This window comes from Anaerolinea thermophila UNI-1 (assembly GCF_000199675.1).
Classification (GTDB): domain Bacteria; phylum Chloroflexota; class Anaerolineae; order Anaerolineales; family Anaerolineaceae; genus Anaerolinea; species Anaerolinea thermophila.
The window spans coordinates 3,227,853-3,246,955 of the sequence record NC_014960.1 but is presented as its reverse complement, the minus strand read 5'-3'; the positions used below and the strand labels follow the sequence as shown (position 1 = coordinate 3,246,955).

At 58.2% G+C, this 19,103-nt stretch carries 17 protein-coding genes; 5 read left to right on the top strand and 12 right to left on the bottom strand.

Annotated features, from left to right (window positions below; all coding sequences use genetic code 11):
- Position 1: 1 nt before the first annotated feature.
- The 6 genes from ANT_RS14600 to ANT_RS14575 form a co-directional block, all read right to left on the bottom strand.
- Positions 2–3,046 (bottom strand): methyltransferase domain-containing protein, encoded by a 3,045-nt coding sequence (locus ANT_RS14600; RefSeq protein WP_013561299.1) that lies wholly within the window; start codon positions 3,044–3,046, stop codon positions 2–4.
- 5 nt (positions 3,047–3,051) lie between these two features.
- Positions 3,052–4,335, bottom strand: a complete 1,284-nt coding sequence (locus tag ANT_RS14595) for an ABC transporter ATP-binding protein (RefSeq protein WP_013561298.1) — start codon at positions 4,333–4,335, stop codon at positions 3,052–3,054.
- The gene (locus ANT_RS14590) at positions 4,332–5,165 is read right to left on the bottom strand and encodes an ABC transporter permease (protein ID WP_013561297.1); all 834 of its coding nucleotides are present in this window, start codon (positions 5,163–5,165) and stop codon (positions 4,332–4,334) included. Before ANT_RS14590 ends, ANT_RS14595 begins: the two co-directional genes overlap by 4 nt.
- A 133-nt stretch (positions 5,166–5,298) precedes the next feature.
- Positions 5,299–6,492, bottom strand: a complete 1,194-nt coding sequence (locus ANT_RS14585; protein WP_013561296.1) for a glycosyltransferase — start codon at positions 6,490–6,492, stop codon at positions 5,299–5,301.
- Entirely contained in the window at positions 6,489–7,610 is a 1,122-nt protein-coding gene (locus tag ANT_RS14580; RefSeq protein WP_013561295.1) for a glycosyltransferase family 4 protein, read from the bottom strand. Before ANT_RS14580 ends, ANT_RS14585 begins: the two co-directional genes overlap by 4 nt.
- Entirely contained in the window at positions 7,607–8,740 is a 1,134-nt protein-coding gene (locus ANT_RS14575) for a glycosyltransferase family 4 protein (RefSeq protein ID WP_013561294.1), read from the bottom strand. The genes ANT_RS14580 and ANT_RS14575 overlap by 4 nt, the downstream gene beginning before the upstream one ends.
- Positions 8,741–8,829: 89 nt before the next feature.
- Here ANT_RS14575 and ANT_RS14570 point away from each other — a divergent pair, with 89 nt between their 5' ends.
- Genes ANT_RS14570 through ANT_RS14555 form a run of 4 tightly spaced genes read left to right on the top strand, consistent with a single transcriptional unit; the run spans position 8,830 to position 13,821 of the window.
- Positions 8,830–9,504 carry a hypothetical protein gene (locus tag ANT_RS14570; protein ID WP_013561293.1) on the top strand — a complete coding sequence of 225 codons (675 nt, stop codon included), beginning with the start codon at positions 8,830–8,832 and terminating at the stop codon, positions 9,502–9,504.
- Between the two features lie 21 nt (positions 9,505–9,525).
- Entirely contained in the window at positions 9,526–10,323 is a 798-nt protein-coding gene (locus ANT_RS14565) for a YveK family protein (protein WP_013561292.1), read from the top strand.
- Positions 10,307–11,779: an O-antigen ligase family protein gene (locus tag ANT_RS14560; RefSeq protein WP_041455080.1), complete on the top strand. Its 1,473-nt coding sequence runs from the start codon at positions 10,307–10,309 to the stop codon at positions 11,777–11,779. Before ANT_RS14565 ends, ANT_RS14560 begins: the two co-directional genes overlap by 17 nt.
- Positions 11,776–13,821 carry a choice-of-anchor J domain-containing protein gene (locus tag ANT_RS14555; RefSeq protein WP_013561290.1) on the top strand — a complete coding sequence of 682 codons (2,046 nt, stop codon included), beginning with the start codon at positions 11,776–11,778 and terminating at the stop codon, positions 13,819–13,821. Before ANT_RS14560 ends, ANT_RS14555 begins: the two co-directional genes overlap by 4 nt.
- Before the next feature lie 89 nt (positions 13,822–13,910).
- Here ANT_RS14555 and ANT_RS14550 read toward each other — a convergent pair whose 3' ends face one another.
- Genes ANT_RS14550 through ANT_RS14540 form a run of 3 tightly spaced genes read right to left on the bottom strand, consistent with a single transcriptional unit; the run spans position 13,911 to position 15,699 of the window.
- Entirely contained in the window at positions 13,911–14,855 is a 945-nt protein-coding gene (locus ANT_RS14550) for a DMT family transporter (RefSeq protein ID WP_013561289.1), read from the bottom strand.
- A 50-nt stretch (positions 14,856–14,905) separates the two neighbouring features.
- Positions 14,906–15,304, bottom strand: a complete 399-nt coding sequence (locus ANT_RS14545; protein WP_013561288.1) for a DUF2255 family protein — start codon at positions 15,302–15,304, stop codon at positions 14,906–14,908.
- Positions 15,301–15,699 (bottom strand): (R)-mandelonitrile lyase, encoded by a 399-nt coding sequence (locus ANT_RS14540; protein WP_041455079.1) that lies wholly within the window; start codon positions 15,697–15,699, stop codon positions 15,301–15,303. The genes ANT_RS14545 and ANT_RS14540 overlap by 4 nt, the downstream gene beginning before the upstream one ends.
- 139 nt (positions 15,700–15,838) lie before the next feature.
- Here ANT_RS14540 and ANT_RS14535 point away from each other — a divergent pair, with 139 nt between their 5' ends.
- Positions 15,839–16,783, top strand: a complete 945-nt coding sequence (locus ANT_RS14535) for an AraC family transcriptional regulator (protein ID WP_013561286.1) — start codon at positions 15,839–15,841, stop codon at positions 16,781–16,783.
- A gap of 14 nt (positions 16,784–16,797) precedes the next feature.
- Here the strand turns inward: ANT_RS14535 and ANT_RS16670 are convergent, their stop codons facing one another.
- From ANT_RS16670 to ANT_RS14520, 3 genes are all read right to left on the bottom strand, one after another.
- Entirely contained in the window at positions 16,798–17,358 is a 561-nt protein-coding gene (locus ANT_RS16670) for a GNAT family N-acetyltransferase (protein WP_013561285.1), read from the bottom strand.
- A 59-nt stretch (positions 17,359–17,417) separates the two neighbouring features.
- Entirely contained in the window at positions 17,418–18,182 is a 765-nt protein-coding gene (locus ANT_RS14525; RefSeq protein ID WP_013561284.1) for a sulfite exporter TauE/SafE family protein, read from the bottom strand.
- 156 nt (positions 18,183–18,338) lie between these two features.
- Positions 18,339–19,103 (bottom strand): hypothetical protein, encoded by a 765-nt coding sequence (locus ANT_RS14520; RefSeq protein ID WP_013561283.1) that lies wholly within the window; start codon positions 19,101–19,103, stop codon positions 18,339–18,341.

Genomic DNA, 19,103 nt, shown 5'->3' with positions numbered 1-19,103 from the left:
CTCACCGTTTTTGCGCCAGGATAATCCAGAAATTCGCGCCAAAAGTCTGGCATAAATGGGTGTACGCATTGGAGTCCCCCGCCCGCCGCTGTACATATCGGAGAAGCAGCCGCGCCCGGCGGCGGATTTTTTCAGCAAGTTGCACAGGAATATGAACCTCATTCAGCCCGGCATTCATTTTTTGGATGGCTAGTTCCATTTCTTTGAGCAGAATAGCAGGCTCCACCCAGCGCTCATTCAGCAATCGCACATTCAGCCCAAGATAGTTCATTCGCTGGATATACCAGTCAATCAGGTGGTACTCATTTACCCCGTATGCCGTGTTGGGATAAAGGGCTTTGAAATAGGCTTCGGCATCTTTGGGAGTCAGCAGGGTTATTCCCGGCAGGTTGTAATGCCCATCTTTTGCAAGAAAGCCGTACCAGAACGGGTTGAGAATTTCCATGTACAGCAATCCACCGGGATTAAGCACTCGAACAATTTGCTGTAAGGTAAGTTCTGGATTGGGAACGTGCTCGATGACATCGTTACAGGTGACTATGTCAAACGTGCCAAGGTCCAGGAACTCCGGCGCTTCCACACTGAGCAAATGAAGTTCCCCTTTTACCCCTTTTTCTTTCAAATTAATTTCTGCCAGGCGCAAAAGGTCAGAATTTACATCAATCCCTGCTACACGGGAACACCCCCGCTGAGCAAAGGCAATCAGAAAGCCCCCATAAGCACAACCCACATCTAAAAAGGATTTTTCGTGGAAATTCATCCAGGGGGCAAGGCGGGATGCCGTACGGCTTCCTCTTTCGATTGTACTGCGGGCAAAGGTTTCCCACAGATTCAGCGTTTCCGGCGACATATCCCTGCCCACTTCCTGAAGGTACATCTGCAATCGGAAATTGAACTCCGGTCCGGTTGCATCAGGAGAAATTCTGGCAATCATTTGCTGTGCTCTTACCTGCCAGGTATTATGCAGGGCAACGCGGTCAGCCAGTTGGTGATACGCAGGGTTTCCGCCTAATTTCAGGGCTTCATCCACCATCTGGCTGAATTTTTGCGGAGTATCGGCTACCAGGACGCCTTCGGTTTTCATGCTTTCGCGCATGGGAGTGATCACCACGGGCTTGTGCGCCGCCATGTACTCAAACAGTTTCAGCGGCGAGGTGGAATGGGTAATGTCATTGACTACAAAAGGAATCATGCAGGCATCGAAATAACGCAGATACTTCGGTAATTCCTGGTAATCTTTCTTCCCCAGCCAGAAGATGTTTGAAACCTGGTCCAGATGTGCCTGGCGAATCGTGCCGTCGTAATCAGGTCCAATCAACACAAAGTTCACGTCCGGGCGCAGAGCCGCCACCTGGCGGAGCAGGTCGTAATCAAACCAGCGTGCCAGTGCCCCGTAATATCCCACAATGGGACGTTTGGACTGCACCATCGGCGCCAGGTCGTGAGGCGGGGGCTCTTGCTTTTGCCACACCTGCTGGAAATGCCCATAGTCCACTCCGTTGGGGACAAGCAGTGCATCCGGGCGGATTTCGCGGACTTGTTCGAGCAGAGAGTCAGCCGTCGCAATGACCAGTTGCGCATTGCGCAGGAAGAAACGGTGATTTTCCTGCAATTCGGGGAGAGGACGGGAAAAAACCTCCAATTCATCAATGTAATCATAAATGACATAAGGCTCGTTGAAGTAAGGCAGGTACTCGCGATTGTATGGATAAAACATGACAACAGGTCGCGAGATGTTCTTGAAATACTTCATCTCCACCTTTGTCAGGTACAGACGAGGGGCAATCTCATGATACCCGGGGGAAGAACGCACATATTCCGGCTGGCAGTAAAACACCAGATATCCTTCGCGCGCAAAAGCCAGCGCCAGATGCTGGGGACGCTGATACAGGGTAGCTTTCCATTCAATGGAAGGGGGAAAAACGATGACTCCTTTCACATCGCCGTGCGCGTGAAGAATGTCCATTAACTCGGCGTAGTAGTTTCGGAAGATAAAGCGCCGAACCTTACGCACCCAGCCCAGACGATTCAGGTAACGCACGGCTCTTCCACCCGAAGGCAGGATTGCCTGACGTACCTTTTCAAACAGGCGATACCCCAGCCAGGCAGGTGAGTTTCTGAATCGGGTCATTTCATCCAGTAGTTGCTGGTTTTTCCGCGTCAGGTACTGGACTTCTTCCTGAAGCGTCTGAATTTGTTGCGCCGATTGTGCCTGATAGCGGGCGGCAAGGACAATTGCATCCGCAAGTGCATTTTTACTGATCAACCCGGCGTCAGCCCATTGGGAAGAAACTGTCTGCCAGGTTTTGCCTGCATCAGGAAGCAGGCTGGACTCATTCACCGGTGCCACAATCAGCCGATAGGCGGCGCCTTCTTCCTGCGGTATTAACCCTGAGCGATGTGCCTGATAGATGATTTGCCGCAAAGACTCTTGCATGCCGTACAACCAGTGTACATACGCATGGGTTAATTTCTGTCCCAGAAAAACCTGTATCGCTGACTCTAACCCCGCGCGCTGGAGTGCCGATATCAAATCCTTCTCCTGTATTGCCTTAGGGAGCGCCTCATGACTGTACAGGGATGTCCAAATATACCAGATCCAGTACCAGTAATTTCCCGAATTCGGCGCACCGATGGCAAGGTATCGGCTGGCAAGGGGTTTCAGAGCCTTCAAGGCTTCAGTCTGTTCCTCTTCTGACAGGAAAATCAACCCGTCAGGAACACATACCATATCCCATGAATCGGTGGGAATTTCGACAAAAAGGCGCACATGAGGTTGTTGAAAGAGCCCTTCTTTAGCTAATTGCTGTTGATGGATTGGAGAAGCACAAAGCACTCCCAGATGAAAGCGGGGATCCTGAGCAAGGATTCTGCCCAACCATTCGGCGCCACTTCCCGCCAGTAAAATTCTGCCGCCTTCGGGTAAAATTTTTCGGATGAAAGAGAAAAGTTCCCTTTCAAATTCCGCAGTCTCGGGGATTTCTTTTTTAAGAAACAGTTTCAAGAATGAAACGGTATTCAGACGATTCAACCATTCTTCCTGCATAGTCCCTACCTTGCAAGTTCGTCAATTCGCGTTTCTACATGGGGAAGCACCACCGATAAAACGGGTTTGTTCGACACCACTTTAAGAAACACCGCATTCTCGATGTAATCCTCATAGGCTGGCACAGCGTCCTGGCGGTCTTCCACGTTCATCACCAGCGCGTAATCGCCGGGGGCAAGAATGTTCTGGAAGCGGAAGGTGACCTCTACCGCCTGACCGGCGCGCAGGGCAGGGAACGCCAATCCTTCGTCGCAGGTCGTGGCGGTAATGATGTCCAGCCCTTTCAGGTTGCGCAGGTTGATGCCCGCGCCATACGCCTGTTGGGGCAAATCTGCCAGCGCCCGCACCCGCAGGGAAATTTCCACCGTGTCGCCGTATTCCAGCGTGCTGGCGAATCCCGTGGAAGAGTGCACGCGGTAGGCTTCGATGCGCGCCCGTCCGTTCCCCCAGCGCACCAAATCGGGGCGTGCTTTCAAGACTACCCAGCCCTGCGGGTCGCTCTCGGATGGGGCGGGTACGCTGGCGGGGGATGCTTGTTGCTGTTGGGCTTCGAAGAGCATCTGAATATACTGCGAAGTCACTTCCATGGGAGAGCCCAGCATGCGCATCTCGCCGTGAGAAAGCCACATGGCGCGGTCGCACAGCGTGCGCACGGTCTGCACATCATGGGTCACCAGCACAATGGCCGTGCCTTGCTCGTGCAGGTCGCGCATGCGGTTCATGCACTTCATCACAAAACCGGCATCGCCCACCGCCAGGGCTTCGTCCACGATGAGAATTTCCGGATCCACGCAGGTGGCGATGGAGAACGCCAGACGCACATACATGCCCGACGAATACAGTTTGACTGGCTGGTCAATGAAGTCCTCAATCCCCGAGAACGCCACAATCTCGTCGAAGCGGCGGCGCATTTCCTGCTCGGAGATGCCCAGCGTCACCCCACTGAGATAGACGTTTTCTCTGCCGGTAAACTCGGGGTGGAAGCCCGCACCGAGTTCCAGCAGAGCCGTCAGGCGTCCGCGCCGTTCCAGGCGACCGGTAGTGGGCGCCAGGGTGCCCGCCATGATTTGTAAGAGCGTGCTTTTTCCGCTCCCGTTAACGCCGATAACCCCCAGCACCTCTCCACGCTGTACCGAGAGATTGATGCCGCGTAGTGCCCAGAAGGTGCGGGCATATTCTTTACCGGTAAAGGGCGTGAGGAACAGCGTTTTCAACCGCTCGATTTGGCGGTTGTACAGGCGGTATGCCTTGGAGATATTCTCCAGATGCAGGACTTCGTCGGCGTTCATAGGTAATCCGGAAAAGCATGTTTGGTGCGGTTAAACCAGACGAACCCCACCATCCAGAACAGCAAACTCATCCCGCCCGCCCACAGAATTTGCTCCAGCGTGGGCGGCAGTCCTTCCATAAGCACACGGCGGTACATGCCGACAATCTGCGCCATGGGGTTAAGCGTCACCAGAAAGCGAAAGCGCTCGGGGATGAGGGTTTCGGGATAAAAAATGGGGGTGATGAACATCAACAGCAGGGTCAGCAGGCTGGTTGCCTGGCGAAAATCGGGGATGAACACCGAGAGCGAAGCCAACAGCCACGAAATCCCGGTTTGAAGCATGAACTGCAAGAGCAGGAAAAACGGCAGAAGCAGAATCCACAGGGTTAACCCGTTGCCAACTACCAGCACCAGCATCAGCAAAAGTCCCAACCCGATGAGTTGCTGAATCATCGTCACCAATGTCAGGTTGACCGGCAAAACTTCTACCGGGAAGACCACCTTCTTGACCAGGTTGGGGCTGATGCGAATCAGCGAACAGGCAGAGTTGATGCCTTCGGCAAAGGCATTCCACGGCACCAGCCCGCACAGCAGGTACACGGCAAACACGGTGGGAGAATCGCTGGAGCCAAAACGCACCTTAAGGAAGTAGGAAAAGACCAGCGTGTACGCCAGCATCATTAAGAGGGGCTGGGCAACTGCCCAGAGGATGCCAAAAATCGAACCGCGGTAGCGTGCCCGAAAATCCCGCCAGGTGAGGATGCGGATGGCTTCGCGGTAGCGAATCAATGTCGCCATCGTTTTCGGCACATTCACCAGATCAGCCAGCAGTGTCAGGGCTTTACTCAACGAAAAAATTCCCAGCCTGTTCTCAAAAGTGTTGTTGAGAGCGATTATACCATTCTCATTCCTGCTCAGAACAATGCAGAAGAGTACCCGCTTTGGCAGGCTCAAACATAGACAGGATGAGAGGACGAACTTTTTAGCGGGAGGAAATACGCTCCACCGCTTCCAGAATTTGCCGGGCGCGGCTGTGCCAGGTATGCCGCGCGGCTTCCTGACGCAGGGCATTTTGAAACGCTTCCTGCGCTCCCTGCGCCAGCGCGCGATCCAGTTGATCGCTCCATTCCTGCGGTGTGCTGGCAGGGAAGACCAGCGGAACGGAGAGACTTTCCTGCATGGGAGTCATCACCACCGGCTTGCCCGCCGCCAGGGCTTCAAACAGTTTCAGCGGCGAAGTCGCGTGGGTAATCGGGTTGAGGCGGAAGGGGATCATCACCGCATGGAAGCCGTAGAGGTAAGCGGGCAAACTCTCATAAGGGCGCACCCCCAGCCAGTGCACGTTAGCCAATTTCTGCCAGGGGCGTTTTTCCTGTCCGCCGTGCAATTGCGGTCCGATGAGCACGAAGGACAAATCTGCGCGCAGACGGGCAACCGACTCCAGCAGGTTGTCATCAAACCACTCCGCCAGCGCGCCGATGTAACCGATGATGGGTTTGCCCTCTTTGCGGAGTTCTTCGATTTCCGGCGCAAGGCGCTCAGGCTTGCAGGCAAAGAAATTCACATCCACACCATTGGGGCAAAGAATAAGGTCGTCCCGTTCGGCTTGAAAGGTATCCCGCAGGCGCCGTGCCGTAACCAGCACCACCTCAGCACGGGCCATGCGCTGGCGGTGCTGATGTGCCAGCAGGCAGGGATGCACCTGCTTGAAAGTGGAAAAGTCGTCCACAATGTCATAGATCAGACGGGAACCGCGCAGGGCAAAGGCGGGCGAGTAACTCCACGGCAAGAGGTACAGCCAGGGGCGTTCCAGCCCAGAAAGCGCCTGCGGCGGCGCACAGCACAGCAGAAGACTTTCTCCCAGAGGGATCACCAGAGGCTTTCCCTGCCATGCCCACTCTGGTTCCAGGTAGATGACTCGCTCGCCCAAATCTGCCAGGGCTTTTGCCAGTTGCTGAGGGCGCTGAAAGAGTTGCTTTTGCCAGGAAAGCCCGGGGGCAAACACCCACACCCGCTTTCCATCAGCCCATTCTGTCAGGGAGTGCTGGATGTGTTGCACCTGCCGGGGGGAACGCAGAGCGCGCAGGGTTTGTTTGGCGTGCCACCACAGGGTTTTGACCAGCACCAGCGGCGGGCAAACCAAAGACTCTCCGGTGCTCACAGGCGGACGGCTCATCCTTCTTTTCCTTCCATCACTGCCAGAATCTGACGGTTGACGGCGTTCTGATTGAAGCGCTGCAGGGCAATTTGGCGCGAGGCAGTCCCCATTTGACGGCGCACGTCTTCGGAGCGCAACAGGTCTTCCAGGCGGTTCGCCAGCGCCTCAACATCCCGCGCCGGGACGATAAAGCCGTTCACACCATCCTCTACGACGGCGCGGCATCCGGGCAGGTCGCTGGCGACGATGGGCAAGCCGCAGGCGGCGGCTTCCATCAGGGCAGAGGGCAAGCCTTCACCGTAAAAGGAAGGGAACACAAATACATCGGCTTGCGCATAGACTTCTTCCATGCGTGGCTGAAATCCCCACCATTCCACCCAGCCGGAGTCTGCCCACGCCTGCACCGTTTCGCGCTCCAGCGAAAGCGGATTACCCGCATCTACATCCCCCGCCAGCGCCAGCCGAAAGCGCACCCCGCGCTGACGCAGGATTTTGCCTGCTTCTACCAGGTCTTCCAGTCCTTTTTCGCGCAGGAAGCGCCCGGCAAATAACACCATGGGCACTTCATTTTGATGTTGCACGGGGTGAAAGCGTTCCACGTTTACTCCCAACCCGGCAAGCAGATGCGCCTGTTCGGGGCGGAGCAATTTCTGCTCAATGAAGTACTGCCGATCCAAATCGTTCTCAAACAGCACCTGCTGGCGTTTGGAGCGCAAAATCAGGCGGTAGAGCGCCAGCACCAGGGGACGCAGAAGCCTCGCCTTACGTTCCTCGGAGACCAGCGCATACCCCCTGCCGGTGATGTTGCTCACCACCCGCGGCACGCCCGTCCATTGTGCTGCCAGCCCGCCGTACAGAACCGGTTTGATGGTGAGATGGTTGACCACATCCGGGCGTTCCCGGCGGTAGATTTGCGCCAGCCGCCAGAAGGCATCCAGTTCCTTCCACGGCGCCAGCGACTGCCTGCCCACTTCCCAGCGCACCCAGCGGAAACCGGCTGTCTGCAGGGCGGGAGCGTACTCGCCGGCGGGTGAGACCAGCACAACCTCATGTCCTTGTTCTCGGAGAAAGCGGGCAAAATTGAGGCGGTAGTTATAGAGAAACCAATCGGTGTTGGCAACCAGCAGAATTTTCATGCGCCGTTCAATTCCCGGTACAGGTCCATCAGACGCTGTTCCATTACCTTCCAGCCAAAGCGGGTTTCGTAGGCGCGGCGCGCGGCTTTGCCCATGCGCTCGCGCAGGTCGGGATCTTCGGCAAGGCGGGAGAGGGCTTCGTCCAGAGCGTCCACATCCCCGTAAGGGATGGCAATGCCCATGCCCCACTCTTCCACAATGCGATCTACGTTTGTCCCCTGGGCGACCACAATCGGCTTGCCCAGCATCATGGCTTCAAAGAGTTTGTTGGGACTGGAGTAGCGGTTGTTGATGACCGCCGGATCGTAGAGTGCAAACAGCACATCCGCGCTCTGCGAAAGTTCCAGCGCCTTGCGGTAGGGCACCCGTCCGTGCCAGAGGGCATTGGGCAGGGTACGCAGTTTCTCCAGAATCACCGGTTCATCTCCGCCGAAGCCTGCCATGTCCAGTGTCCACTGCGGATGGCGGCTCAGCACGTCCAGCATTTCCAGAAGCATGCGCTCCACGTGCATCAGCCCCACGTAACTCAGGCGCAAAACGCCCTTGGGCGAGGGCTGAAAGGCAGGCAGAAAGTCACGCTCGTCTTCGGGACTGTTATAAATGACTTCCAGACGGCGCGGATGCGAACCGGCAATTTGCTCGCGGCGGGCGTCATCGCAGAGAATCACCGCGTCCGCCTGATCAATGGCGCGCAGGTCGCGGCGGCGAATCCAGTTTTTAATCCATCCCGGTGTGCGCCGCAGGTGATCGGCGTAGAAGTCAAAGATGTCGTACACCACGCGCTTGCCGTACAGCCGTCCTGTCCACAACGCTGGCAGGATGGTATCGAAGTCGCAGGCATGCAGGATGTCGTACTCGTGGGCATGGCGAAAGAGCCACCCCACCAGGGCTACCTGCCAGCGCAACAGGTTGGGCAGGTTGAGAATCCCCGCGGCGTAGCCCGCCCGGATGGGTATGCGGTAGATGAAGAATCCCTCGCGCTGTTCCACCCGCGGCTGGCTGGCAGTGCGATCCCATGCCAGCACGTCCACGCTGTAACCCGAGCGTGTCAGCGCACGGGCTTCTTTCTCCACGCGCGGGTCGGGAGCAATCGGGTTGGAACGGCAAAAGAGGACTTTTTTCTCCGGCATGGGCTTATTATATCAAACCCCGCGGCACGAACCTTGCACGTATCTGGAAACAGAAAACGAGGATACAATCAATCTCAGGAGGTTGTTCCGTGCGCAGGGTTGTGTTGTTCTTTGCTTTGATGCTCATGCTCACCGCTTGCAGTGGATTTCCTCTTCCCGGAGCGCCTGCTCAGCCGGCTCCCACCAATCCCCCGCCGCAGATTGCCCCCACTGCCACCCCGCAGGTGGTGCGCACCCTGCCCCCGCTGATCACCCCCACCCAGCCGCAAAGCCCCGAGGCGGCTACCCCGGAGTCTTCTCCCGCACCATCTGCCCCTGCGCCCAGCCCCACGCCTGCCTTTGTCCTGCAGGCGGGCTCGCCAGCCTACCTGCCCGCCTTCACCCACCCCGAAGCGGGTTGTGCCTGGGTGGGCATTGCCGGTCAGGTGTTTAACTCGGCAGGTTTGCCGCAGGATAACATCGTGGTGGTGGTCAAAGGACTGTTCAACGGCAAAGCCGTGGATGCCCTGGCTCTCAGCGGGCTGGCGAAAGCCTACGGCGCCGGCGGGTATGAGATTCAGGTCGGCACGGCATCCGCCACGACCAGCGAAGCCCTCACCATCCAACTGCTCAACGACAAATTCGAACCCCTCTCGCCGGTTTATCCCGTGCAGACCTTTGACGACTGCCAGAAAAACCTGATTCTTATGAATTTTCAGTCCACGGAAAATCAATTCTGGTTGTATTTGCCTGCTATTCTTAACGAAACATCTGAAGCTCCCTGAGCCTGCGGGTATAATATCCCCATGCCCGAGACAGTTGCCGAATTTTCCCCGCGCCTGGAAGGCGAGCGCCTGCTCCGGCGCTGGTGGATGCTGGTGCTGTGCGCCTTCCTGGGCGCACTGATGGCTTTTGTGTACAGCCTGCGCACCGCCACCGAGTACGAAGTCTCATTCAGCGTGCTGACCGGCATTGACCAGACCACCGCCGGCGAACTGACGCAGTACGAGGAAGATGTCATGTTCGAGGCGGTGGGCTATATCCTGTATTCCCCCGACACGCTGGCGCAGATTGCCGCGCTGGCGCAGGAACAGGGCATCGCCCTCACCCCCGCCGACCTGCGGGACTCGTCCAGCGTGGAGCGGCGCCTCAACGAGTGGCGCGTGCGCCTGCACCGTCCCCATCCGCAGGAAGCCGAGACGCTGGGCAGACTGTGGATGCAGTGGTCGTGGGACGAACTTCAGCGCGCCTACGCCCACGCCCTCACTGCCGATGGACTGCGCCGCTACGCCGAAAGTTTGACTGCCTGCCTTTCCCGTGCCGTTACTACCGAACCGGCTTACGGGCTGTGCGGCTTTGCCCGCCTGCCCGACCTGCAGGCAGAACTGGCACAAACCAGCCAGCGCCTGCTGGAAGAGCGCCTTGCCTCGCGCGGGTTGAGCAGTAGCCTTCTGCTCCACGAAGTGCAGTGGGAGACGCCCGCGCCGCGTCCCGTTTCGTACCGCCGCGGCTGGCTGGTGCTGAGCGGGCTGGGATTGGGTTTGCTGGCAGGGCTGATTCTGGTGTTTGCGCTCCCCGAGAGGAAGCATGGCGTTTCGGGATAAGGTGTACCGCCTGAGCGTGGAAGCCCTGTGGGCGCTGATGGCGCTGGCGCTTCCTTTCACCAGTTTTCCGCTGGTGGCGCGCCTGACCGGCTCCAGCATGGTGGCGCCTGCCGCGCTGTTCCCCCTCGCCGCGCTGGTGGTGCTGTGGTTTCCGCCGCAACTCTGGCAAGGCGCGCGCCTGCCGCGCCTTGTCCTGCCTCTGCTGGCGTTTGCCGGCGCGGGCGTCCTCTCTACTCTGCTCTCGTATTTCCTGCCCCTGCCTGCCTTTCGGGATATTGCCCCTTACCGCCAGCAAATCGAAGCCCTGGCAACCCTGGGCATGGGCATGGCGTTTTACTTGCTCACCACCCTGTGGACGAGCGAACCCGAACGGCGGCGCTCGTTCCTGCGCTGGGTGAACCTCTCCGGCGTCATTCTCATCACTGCGGCGCTGGCGCAAGCCCTTTTCTGGAAACTCCACGGCGCTTACCCGCAGTGGATGGACGCCCTGCAGTCTCTACTGGTGACTCACGAACTTTACCCCGCCCGCGCCAGCGCGTTGGCTTTTGAACCCTCATGGCTGGCACACCAGTTGAACATGCTTTACCTGCCCTGGTGGCTGGCGGCATCTCTGCGCGGCGAGACAGTCCACCGCTGGCGCTGGGGTTTCCTCACCGCCGAACGCCTGCTCTTGCTGGGCGGGCTGGCTTCGCTGGTGGTCTCGGTCTCGCGGGTGGGTTTGCTGGCGCTGGTGCTGATGATGGCTTTTCTGCTCATCGGCGTTGCTCTGCGTCTCATGGCGCGCCTGCAGGATCGCCTGACCCGCCGTTCCCGCGCGCAGGGCTTTGCGCGCATCTTCCTGCGCGCCACGGTCGGCGCGGCGCTCATCCTCGCGGTGGGCGCGCTGGTGCTGAGCATGTTCATCGGTTCGGCGCTTGCCCTGCGCCGCTTTGACCCGCGCATGGAAAAACTGCTGGATTTTCGCGTTCTGCTGGTCAAAGGCTCGTTCCTGGCGTATGCCAATCAACTGGTGTTTGCCGAGCGCCTCATCTTCTGGCAAGCCGGCTGGCAGGTCTTCAACGAGCATCCCCTGCTGGGAGTGGGCATGGGCAACGCGGGCTACTTCTTCCCGCAAACCCTCAGCGCCTTCTCATGGAATCTCACCGAGGTTTCCACGCTGATGTACCGCCTCAGCGTCATCCCTAATTCCAAAAGCCTGTGGGTGCGCCTGCTGGCAGAAACCGGCGCGCTGGGCTTTGCCTGCTGGCTGGTGTGGCTGATGGTGCAGGGTTGGACAGCCTGCCGCTTGTTCCGCTCTTCCGGTCGTTTTTCCGGTACAATCGGGCTTACCGGATTGCTGTTGCTGGCAGGGCTGATTGCCGAGGGCTTCAGTGTGGACACTTTCGGATTACCCTATTACTGGATGACCCTGGCGCTGGTGGCTGGCGCCAGTATGGATAAAGGAGATGAAAAATGAGTGATACCGGCAAAAAATGGTTGCTTGCCTGCGGCGTCATCTTTCTGGTGGCGTGTCTTTGTCTTTCGGTGGTGGGAATCGGCGGCGCGGCGCTGGTGTTCCTCACCCGCGGTGAGGTCAGCCAGACCCTGACCGTGCCTCTGCCGACCATAGACGTTTTCCCCAACGAGACCGAAACCCCGCAGAACGCCACCCCTGCGCCTTTTGAGCCCGTCCCTACCCGCGTGCTGGGCGGCGATGAAGCCATTGCCGCTGAAACCCTGCAAACCCTGCGCGATACTCTGGTGCCGGTCAACGACCCGCTGGACATTGCCGCGCGCCTGATGGGCATTACCGGCGTTTCGCCCACCCTGCCCGCGCCCGCGTCCCCTTACCGCGTGGGCGACCAAAAATCCTTCTGGGTGACCAACACCGACACCGACGAGACCCGTCAGGTAACGGCTGTCCTGCGCTACGCCACCGATGTGGTGTACTTCTGGGTGGAAGACGGCGTGAAGACCGATGACCGCGCCCTCAAGCGCCTGGCAGACGCCTTCTCTCAGAAAATCGTGCCAACCAACCGCGAATTTTTCGGCAGTGAATGGACGCCCGGTGTGGACAGCGACCCGCACCTCTACGTGCTGTACGTCTCCAATATCGGCGTGGACATTGCCGGGTACTATTCCTCATCTGACGAAGTCCCCCCGGCGGTCAACGAGACTTCCAACGGGCATGAGATGTTCGTCCTCAGTGCCGACAACGTGGCTCTGGACGAAGAATACACCTACGGCACCATGGCGCACGAGTTTCAGCACATGATTCATTACTACCGCGACAAGAACGAGGAATCCTGGCTCAACGAGGGCTTTTCGGTGCTGGCGGAAATGCTCAACGGCTATGAAACTGGCGGCTTCGATTACCTCTTCATGCTCGACCCCGACCTGCCGCTGGCATACTGGCCCGACCCCAGCCAGTCCACCCCGCACTACGGGGCATCCTTCCTCTTCGTCACCTATTTCCTTGACCGTTTTGGGGAGGACGCCACCAAAGCCCTGGTCGCCCACCCCGAAAACGGCATGGAGAGCATTGACCTCGTCCTGCGCGAGCGCAATCTCACCGACCCGTTGACCGGCAATCCCATCACCGCCGACAGCGTTTTTGCCGACTGGACGGTTGCCAACTACCTGCAGGACAAGCGCGTGGGCGATGGACGCTACACCTACTCCAACTACGACGCCGCCCCGCAAGCCTCTCCCACTGAGTACGTGGAGACCTGCCCCTCTGGAACGCTGGAGCGCGAAGTCAACCAGTACGGCGCCGATTACATTCAAATCACCTGCCCGGGCGAGCATACCCTGATTTTCCAGGGGGCAACCACCGCCTCACTGTTGCCCGAAAGCCCCTACTCCGGCGATTACGCCTTCTGGTCGAACAAAGGCGACGAGTCCGACATGACCCTGACGCGCAAGTTCGATTTCAGCGGCGTGAAAGCCCCCATCACCCTGCGCTACCGCATGTGGTACGACCTGGAAGAGAATTACGACTACCTCTATCTGGTGGCTTCTACCGACGGTAAGACCTGGGAGATGGTAGAAACCCCCTCTGGCACCGATGACAACCCCGTAGGCAACAACCTGGGCTGGGGGTACAACGGCGCCAGCGGCGGCTGGGTGGAAGAGGAAGTGGATCTCTCCCAATACGCCGGAAAGCAGGTGTACCTGCGGTTTGAGTACATCACCGATGCGGCGGTCAACGGTGAAGGCTTCCTGCTGGACGATGTGGCAGTGGACGCCGTCGGCTACTTCAGCGATTTTGAGCAGGACGAAGGCGGCTGGGAAGCCCACGGCTTTGCGCGGGTTGCCAACCTGCTCCCGCAGACCTTCCGCGTCACCCTGATTCTGGAAGACGGCAGGACGCAGGTCATCCCGCTGGAACTGGATGAGACTCAGCGCGCCGAGTACACCATCAACCTGTCGGGTAGTGATGCCCGCGCCACGCTGGTGGTGAGCGGCACCACGCGCTTCACCGTCCAGCCAGCCTATTACTCGCTGGAAATCCGCTAACTGTCGAAATGAACTCTTTCAAACGTCCCCTGAGTTTCTCAAGGGGACGTTTTTGGTTTTCCTGAAGCCATGTGCGGGCGGGTGGGGCTTCAGGGTTTGGTTTCCACCTTCAGCATGCTTTCCCGGCGTTCCCGGTAAATCAGGTACAGCCCGCTGAGCAGGGTCAGTGTTGCCCCGCTCAACATGATGGCGGTGGGCAGGTGATGCCAGAGAAGCATTCCCCACAGGATGTTGATGGGTAGTGAGGAATACTCAAACGGCGCAACCACCGGGGCTTGTCCCAGACTGTAGGCGCGGGCGATACAGTACATCCCCGCCGCCCAGACCAGTCCCAACCCCAGCATGATGAGCAAGTCCAGCGGTGAGGGGATACGCCATGAGGCAAACAAAAAGGCAATGCTGGGATGCGCATCGGGCATTTCTCCCACCAGCATGGAAAGCGGCGCCAGCAGGAAAGACGCGCCCAGATACACCAGCGAACTGTAGAACGCCATGGTAGCACTGCTGTCGGTTCTGTGCAACTTCCGGGTGAGGATGACATTCAGCGCGTAGAACAGGGTGGCAATCAGGGCAAACACCGACCCCAGATTGAAGGTTGCCGTACCCGGCTGGACAATGAGCAAAACCCCCACAAAGCCCGTCAGCAACCCCAGCCATCGCGGCAGGCTGATACCTTCCCCCAGGAACATTGCCGAGAGCAGGGTGATCATCAACGGCGCTGAGTTACGGATGGCTGCCATATCCCCCAGTGGCAGTGCCGCTACTCCCATCATGTAGGTGGTGAAAGAGAGAAAATAGAACCCCCCGCGGATGATTTCCAGCAAAGGACGACGTGTCGTGGGCAAGCCGTGCCTGCCTTCCGCGCGGAAAAATAACAGAGTTACCGGCAGGGCAGTGAGACTGCGAAACAGCACAATTTCCAGAATCGGGTACTGCCCGCTGAAACGCTTGACGGCTACATCCTGCAGGGAGAAAATCAACATTCCCAGCACGACAAAACCAATTCCCAGCAGGTTCTTCTCTCGTTGTTCCATAGAGTGTTCTTTCAATGTTTAAAAAGGAGGGGTGTTTCGATGATGTGCCTTCAGGCATTGCCTGCGGTATCTGTTTCGCGCGGGATGAGTTTAAGAGTGGTGGTGCGCGCCGGTAGGGACGCCATGGCTTCGGCATAGGAAAGGTAGCGCCGGTACTTCTGACGGTACGCCTGATCTACCTGCGCATTGATGGCAGGGTCATCTTCTTCCACAAAGAGAACATCCTTTTCAATCTTGCCCGCACGGATGCGCCCTGCCAGGTGTGCCTGTGCCTGGCGGTACCACCTGCTCTGCTGTCCCCGCCAGGAACGCACATACAGGTCATTGTCCACCCGTACCACCCAGATGGTCACGAATTTGCCTGCAGTTCCATCCTCGCGCTGGGGAGCAAGGTGCAGTTCTTCAGCCTTGCCAATAACTTCCAGTTCTTCTGTCGTCCAGCCGCTCATCTATTCCCTTCGTCCTGATTGTCTACCTTTTCCATCCAGTCGGCGCTTTTACCCTCACAGCGTTCCACAATGGCAAGATGCGTCATCCCGGTGGTGGGACTGGCGCCGTGCCAGTGCTTTTCACCCGGTGCAATCCATACCACATCGCCGGGGCGAATCTCTGTGACTTCTCCACCCCATTTCTGTACCCGTCCGCATCCCGCTGTGACGATGAGAATTTGTCCCAGCGGGTGAGTGTGCCAGGCAGTGCGTGCGCCGGGTTCGAAGGTGACGCTGGATACCATCACCTGTGCCGGTTCGGGAGCGCTGAACAGGCGGTCAATGCGCACACTGCCGCTAAAGGTGTCTTCAGAGCCTTTGATCGAAGGTTGAGTTCCCACACGAATGATTTCCATAAAGCCCTCCATTCCAGAACGGATTTATCATGAGGTTGCAGGTTACCGGTAATTATAGGGGCATCGGGGGCAAATTTCATTGTATCATCGTGGGGGATGATTGTATAATTCTGCAAACCTGACAATGGGAAAAGAGAGAATGATGGACGGGCATTACCAGCAGGAAGACAGAGAAGCCTCGCGCCGAAAACTGGCTCACCAGGAACTGGTGGAGCGCATCTTGAGGGCACTTCCCGAAGATGGCGTCATTGAGCCGCTCAAAGGTCTTTTCCTGGCGCGTGTCTCTACGCCTCGTCAGCGGGTGCACAGCGTGGTCAAGCCATCTTTCTGCGTCATTGCCCAGGGCAGGAAAGAAATCTGGTTGGGTAACAGCCGTTATCTGTACGATCCTGATCACTATCTCATTGCTACGCTTGAACTGCCACGCATCAGCCAGATTCTGGAAGCCTCTCCCGAACGTCCTTATCTCAGTTTTCGCCTTGAACTCGACCCGGCTCTGGTGTATGAAGTGATGCTGAATGCAGGGCAGTCTGTGCCTTCTCCACGTATGGATGTCAGGGCAATGGACGTCAGCCCGCTGGATACCGATTTGCTGGACGCTGTGGTGCGTCTGGTGCGTCTGCTGGATGCCCCTGATGAGGCACCTGCCCTTATGCCATGGATCACCAGGGAAATTGTTTTTCGTCTGCTTAAGGGAGCGCAGGGTGTGCGACTGCGCCACCTGACCACCCTGAACGGGTACACCCCGCTGATTGCCAGAGCCGTCGAACGCCTGCGGCAGGACCTCAACCTTCCTCTGCGGGTGGAAGATTTAGCCCGCGAATTGGGAATGAGCGTTTCGGGATTGCATCACCACTTCAAGGCGGTCACATCCATGAGCCCTCAGCAGTTTCGTAAGCAATTGCGTTTGCAGGAAGCCCGCCGCCTGATGCTGAGCGAGAATCTGGATGCGGCAAGCACGGCTTACCGCTTGGGCTATCATGACCCGGCTCACTTCAGCCGCGAGTACAAGAGCCTTTTTGGAAATTCACCTGTGCGCGATATCCAGCGCCTGCGCGAAGAAACGTTGAATCCCAGTGCCTGAGGGAAACCTTCCCTTTACCAGAGCCACTCAATGGTCAGTGGGTCGTTGAGGAAAGCCTCGCGGGCGGCTTTGCCCTTTTCGGAGACGAACAGCGCCATGCGCACCATCTCGGCGTCCTCACTGCGCAGGGTGCTGCCCAGCACGGTCAACGCCGTGGGCGATTGCGCTTCCCAGCCACACGAAGCGTAGAGGGGAATCAGTTCGCGGCGGCAGAACAGCAAGCCCAAATCCACATCGGAGGTGAGGATGTGGCGGGTTGCGGCTTCGACCACGCGGCGGGCAAAGCCCTCGCCGCGGTAGGGCGGGAAGGTCATCACCGCGCCCAAACCGTAAATTTGATAGACCTCATTCTCCAGTCCGAAGGTCAGGCGCACCAGTTCGCAGTGGCTGATGAGATTTTCCCCCTCGACGATGCTGAAGTGCAGGACCTCATACCCCGGCGGATACCAGTCGGCATCGAAGCGATGCTCGCCCTGAAAAGCACTTGCCCACACCATGCGCTTGAAACTGAGCGCCTGCCAGTGCAGGGCGGGGGGCAGGTTTTCCTGCGTGTGAATCACCAGATGAGGGGGCATTTTCCAGTTTCCTTTGCCTCCCTTTATTATATAAATTTTCCCCGCTGTGAGAGATTGCCTCAACCGCGGATGAAATAGAGGATTGAAACCACAATACCAATCGAAACCACCAGCCAGCGCAGGACGATGGGTTTGACCCGCCCGGCGAGTTTACCGCCCAGCACCCCGCCCAGTAGTGCCCCGACTGCCATCACCAGCGCCGCACTCCACAGCACCTTGCCGGAAAAGACGAAGAACAGAGCCGCCGCCAGATTGGTGGCAAAGGCAACCCCCTGCTTGAGCGCATTGAGACGGGTGAGCGAATCCTCCAGCACCAGGCCCAGCACTGCCAGCACAATCACACTGAGACCGGCGCCAAAATACCCCCCGTACACCGAAGCCAGCAGAACGGGAATCACCGCCAGGGCTTCGGGTGCGCGGGCGTGCCTTTCCATGCGCGCCGGAGAGAACACCCGTTTGCGGATTTCATCCTGCACCGCCAGCAAGAGCGAGGCAAACAGGATGAGATATGGCACCAGTGCGCGGAACAGGCGTTCGCCGCTGAGCAAAAGCAGAAAACCGCCCAGCAACCCGCCGATTAGCGCAGCGGGTAAGAGCGCCCGCGTGCGCCGTGACTGTCCCTGTAAATCTTCCCACTGTGCCCAGGTGCCGCCCAGATAGCCCGGCAGAAGGGCAACCGTATTGGTCACGTTGGCTACCACTGCCGGGACGCCCACCGCGGTGAGCGCCGGAAAGGTGATCAGCGTGCCGCCGCCTGCCAGCGCATTAATCGCCCCTGCGGCAACCGCCGCCAGCGCAATCCACAGGTATCCTGTCCATTCCATGACTGCCATGTTCCTTTCGATGAGAAGTGCAACGGCGCTATCATATCATAAACCCATCGGCTGAAGGACAAACTTGCTGAAAAAGTCCACCCCAATGCCGGCAACTTGGGGTGGACTGAAGATGAGAGACGCACATGTGCGGCGAAGGCTGAAGGCTTACTTCACCTGCTCCACGGCTTCCTGCAGTTTGGTCTTCAGAGAAGAGAACTCCAGTCCTTTGCTGACCGCATAGTCCTTAATGGAAGTAGCAGGGGCAGGCATGGCGCCGCCAAGCAGGCTTTCAATGGTCTCTTGGGTAACTCCCCAATTCAGCAGTTCCTGAAACGTGGTCTTGCCGGTGACGGTACGCTCCGGCGCAACGTGTTCGGTAGGCGCTGGAGTGGGGGTGACACTGGTTGCCGGGGATTCCGGGGCGCTCTCTACCGTCTCTGCGGCAGTTTCCGGAACGATATGGCTTTCCAGGAAAGCGGCTTGTTCGGGAAGCATATTCCCGCGTGCTTGCAGGATGGCGGCGGCTTCGGGGAAGAGGTAGGTATCCTCGCTGGCAGAAAGGTCGTAGGGTAATCCCAGGTAGAAGGCGACGAACATGCGCACCGAAGCCGTACCGACTTCCACCGGCAGGTCTTCATAAAGACTTTCCAGGTCTTTGACCTTGAAACTTGCCGCGTCCACATCTGCCGGCAGGCGGAAGGCAATTGCCAGATCGCTCAGCGAGACCTCAAAGTTGTTCACGACATCCCCAAAGGTGTACGATCCGCGAATGTCGGCTGGATTGGGCAGTCCGGCAAATTCCCCTTCGGTAAAGACGGCTACTTCCCTGGTGGTTTCGGTCTGCCACCAGTTCATGGCGGTGCTGAAAGCAATCCCCCCAAAGATCAGGGTCACAATCAGAGCGGCAAGGGCGAACGAGTTGAGTCTCAT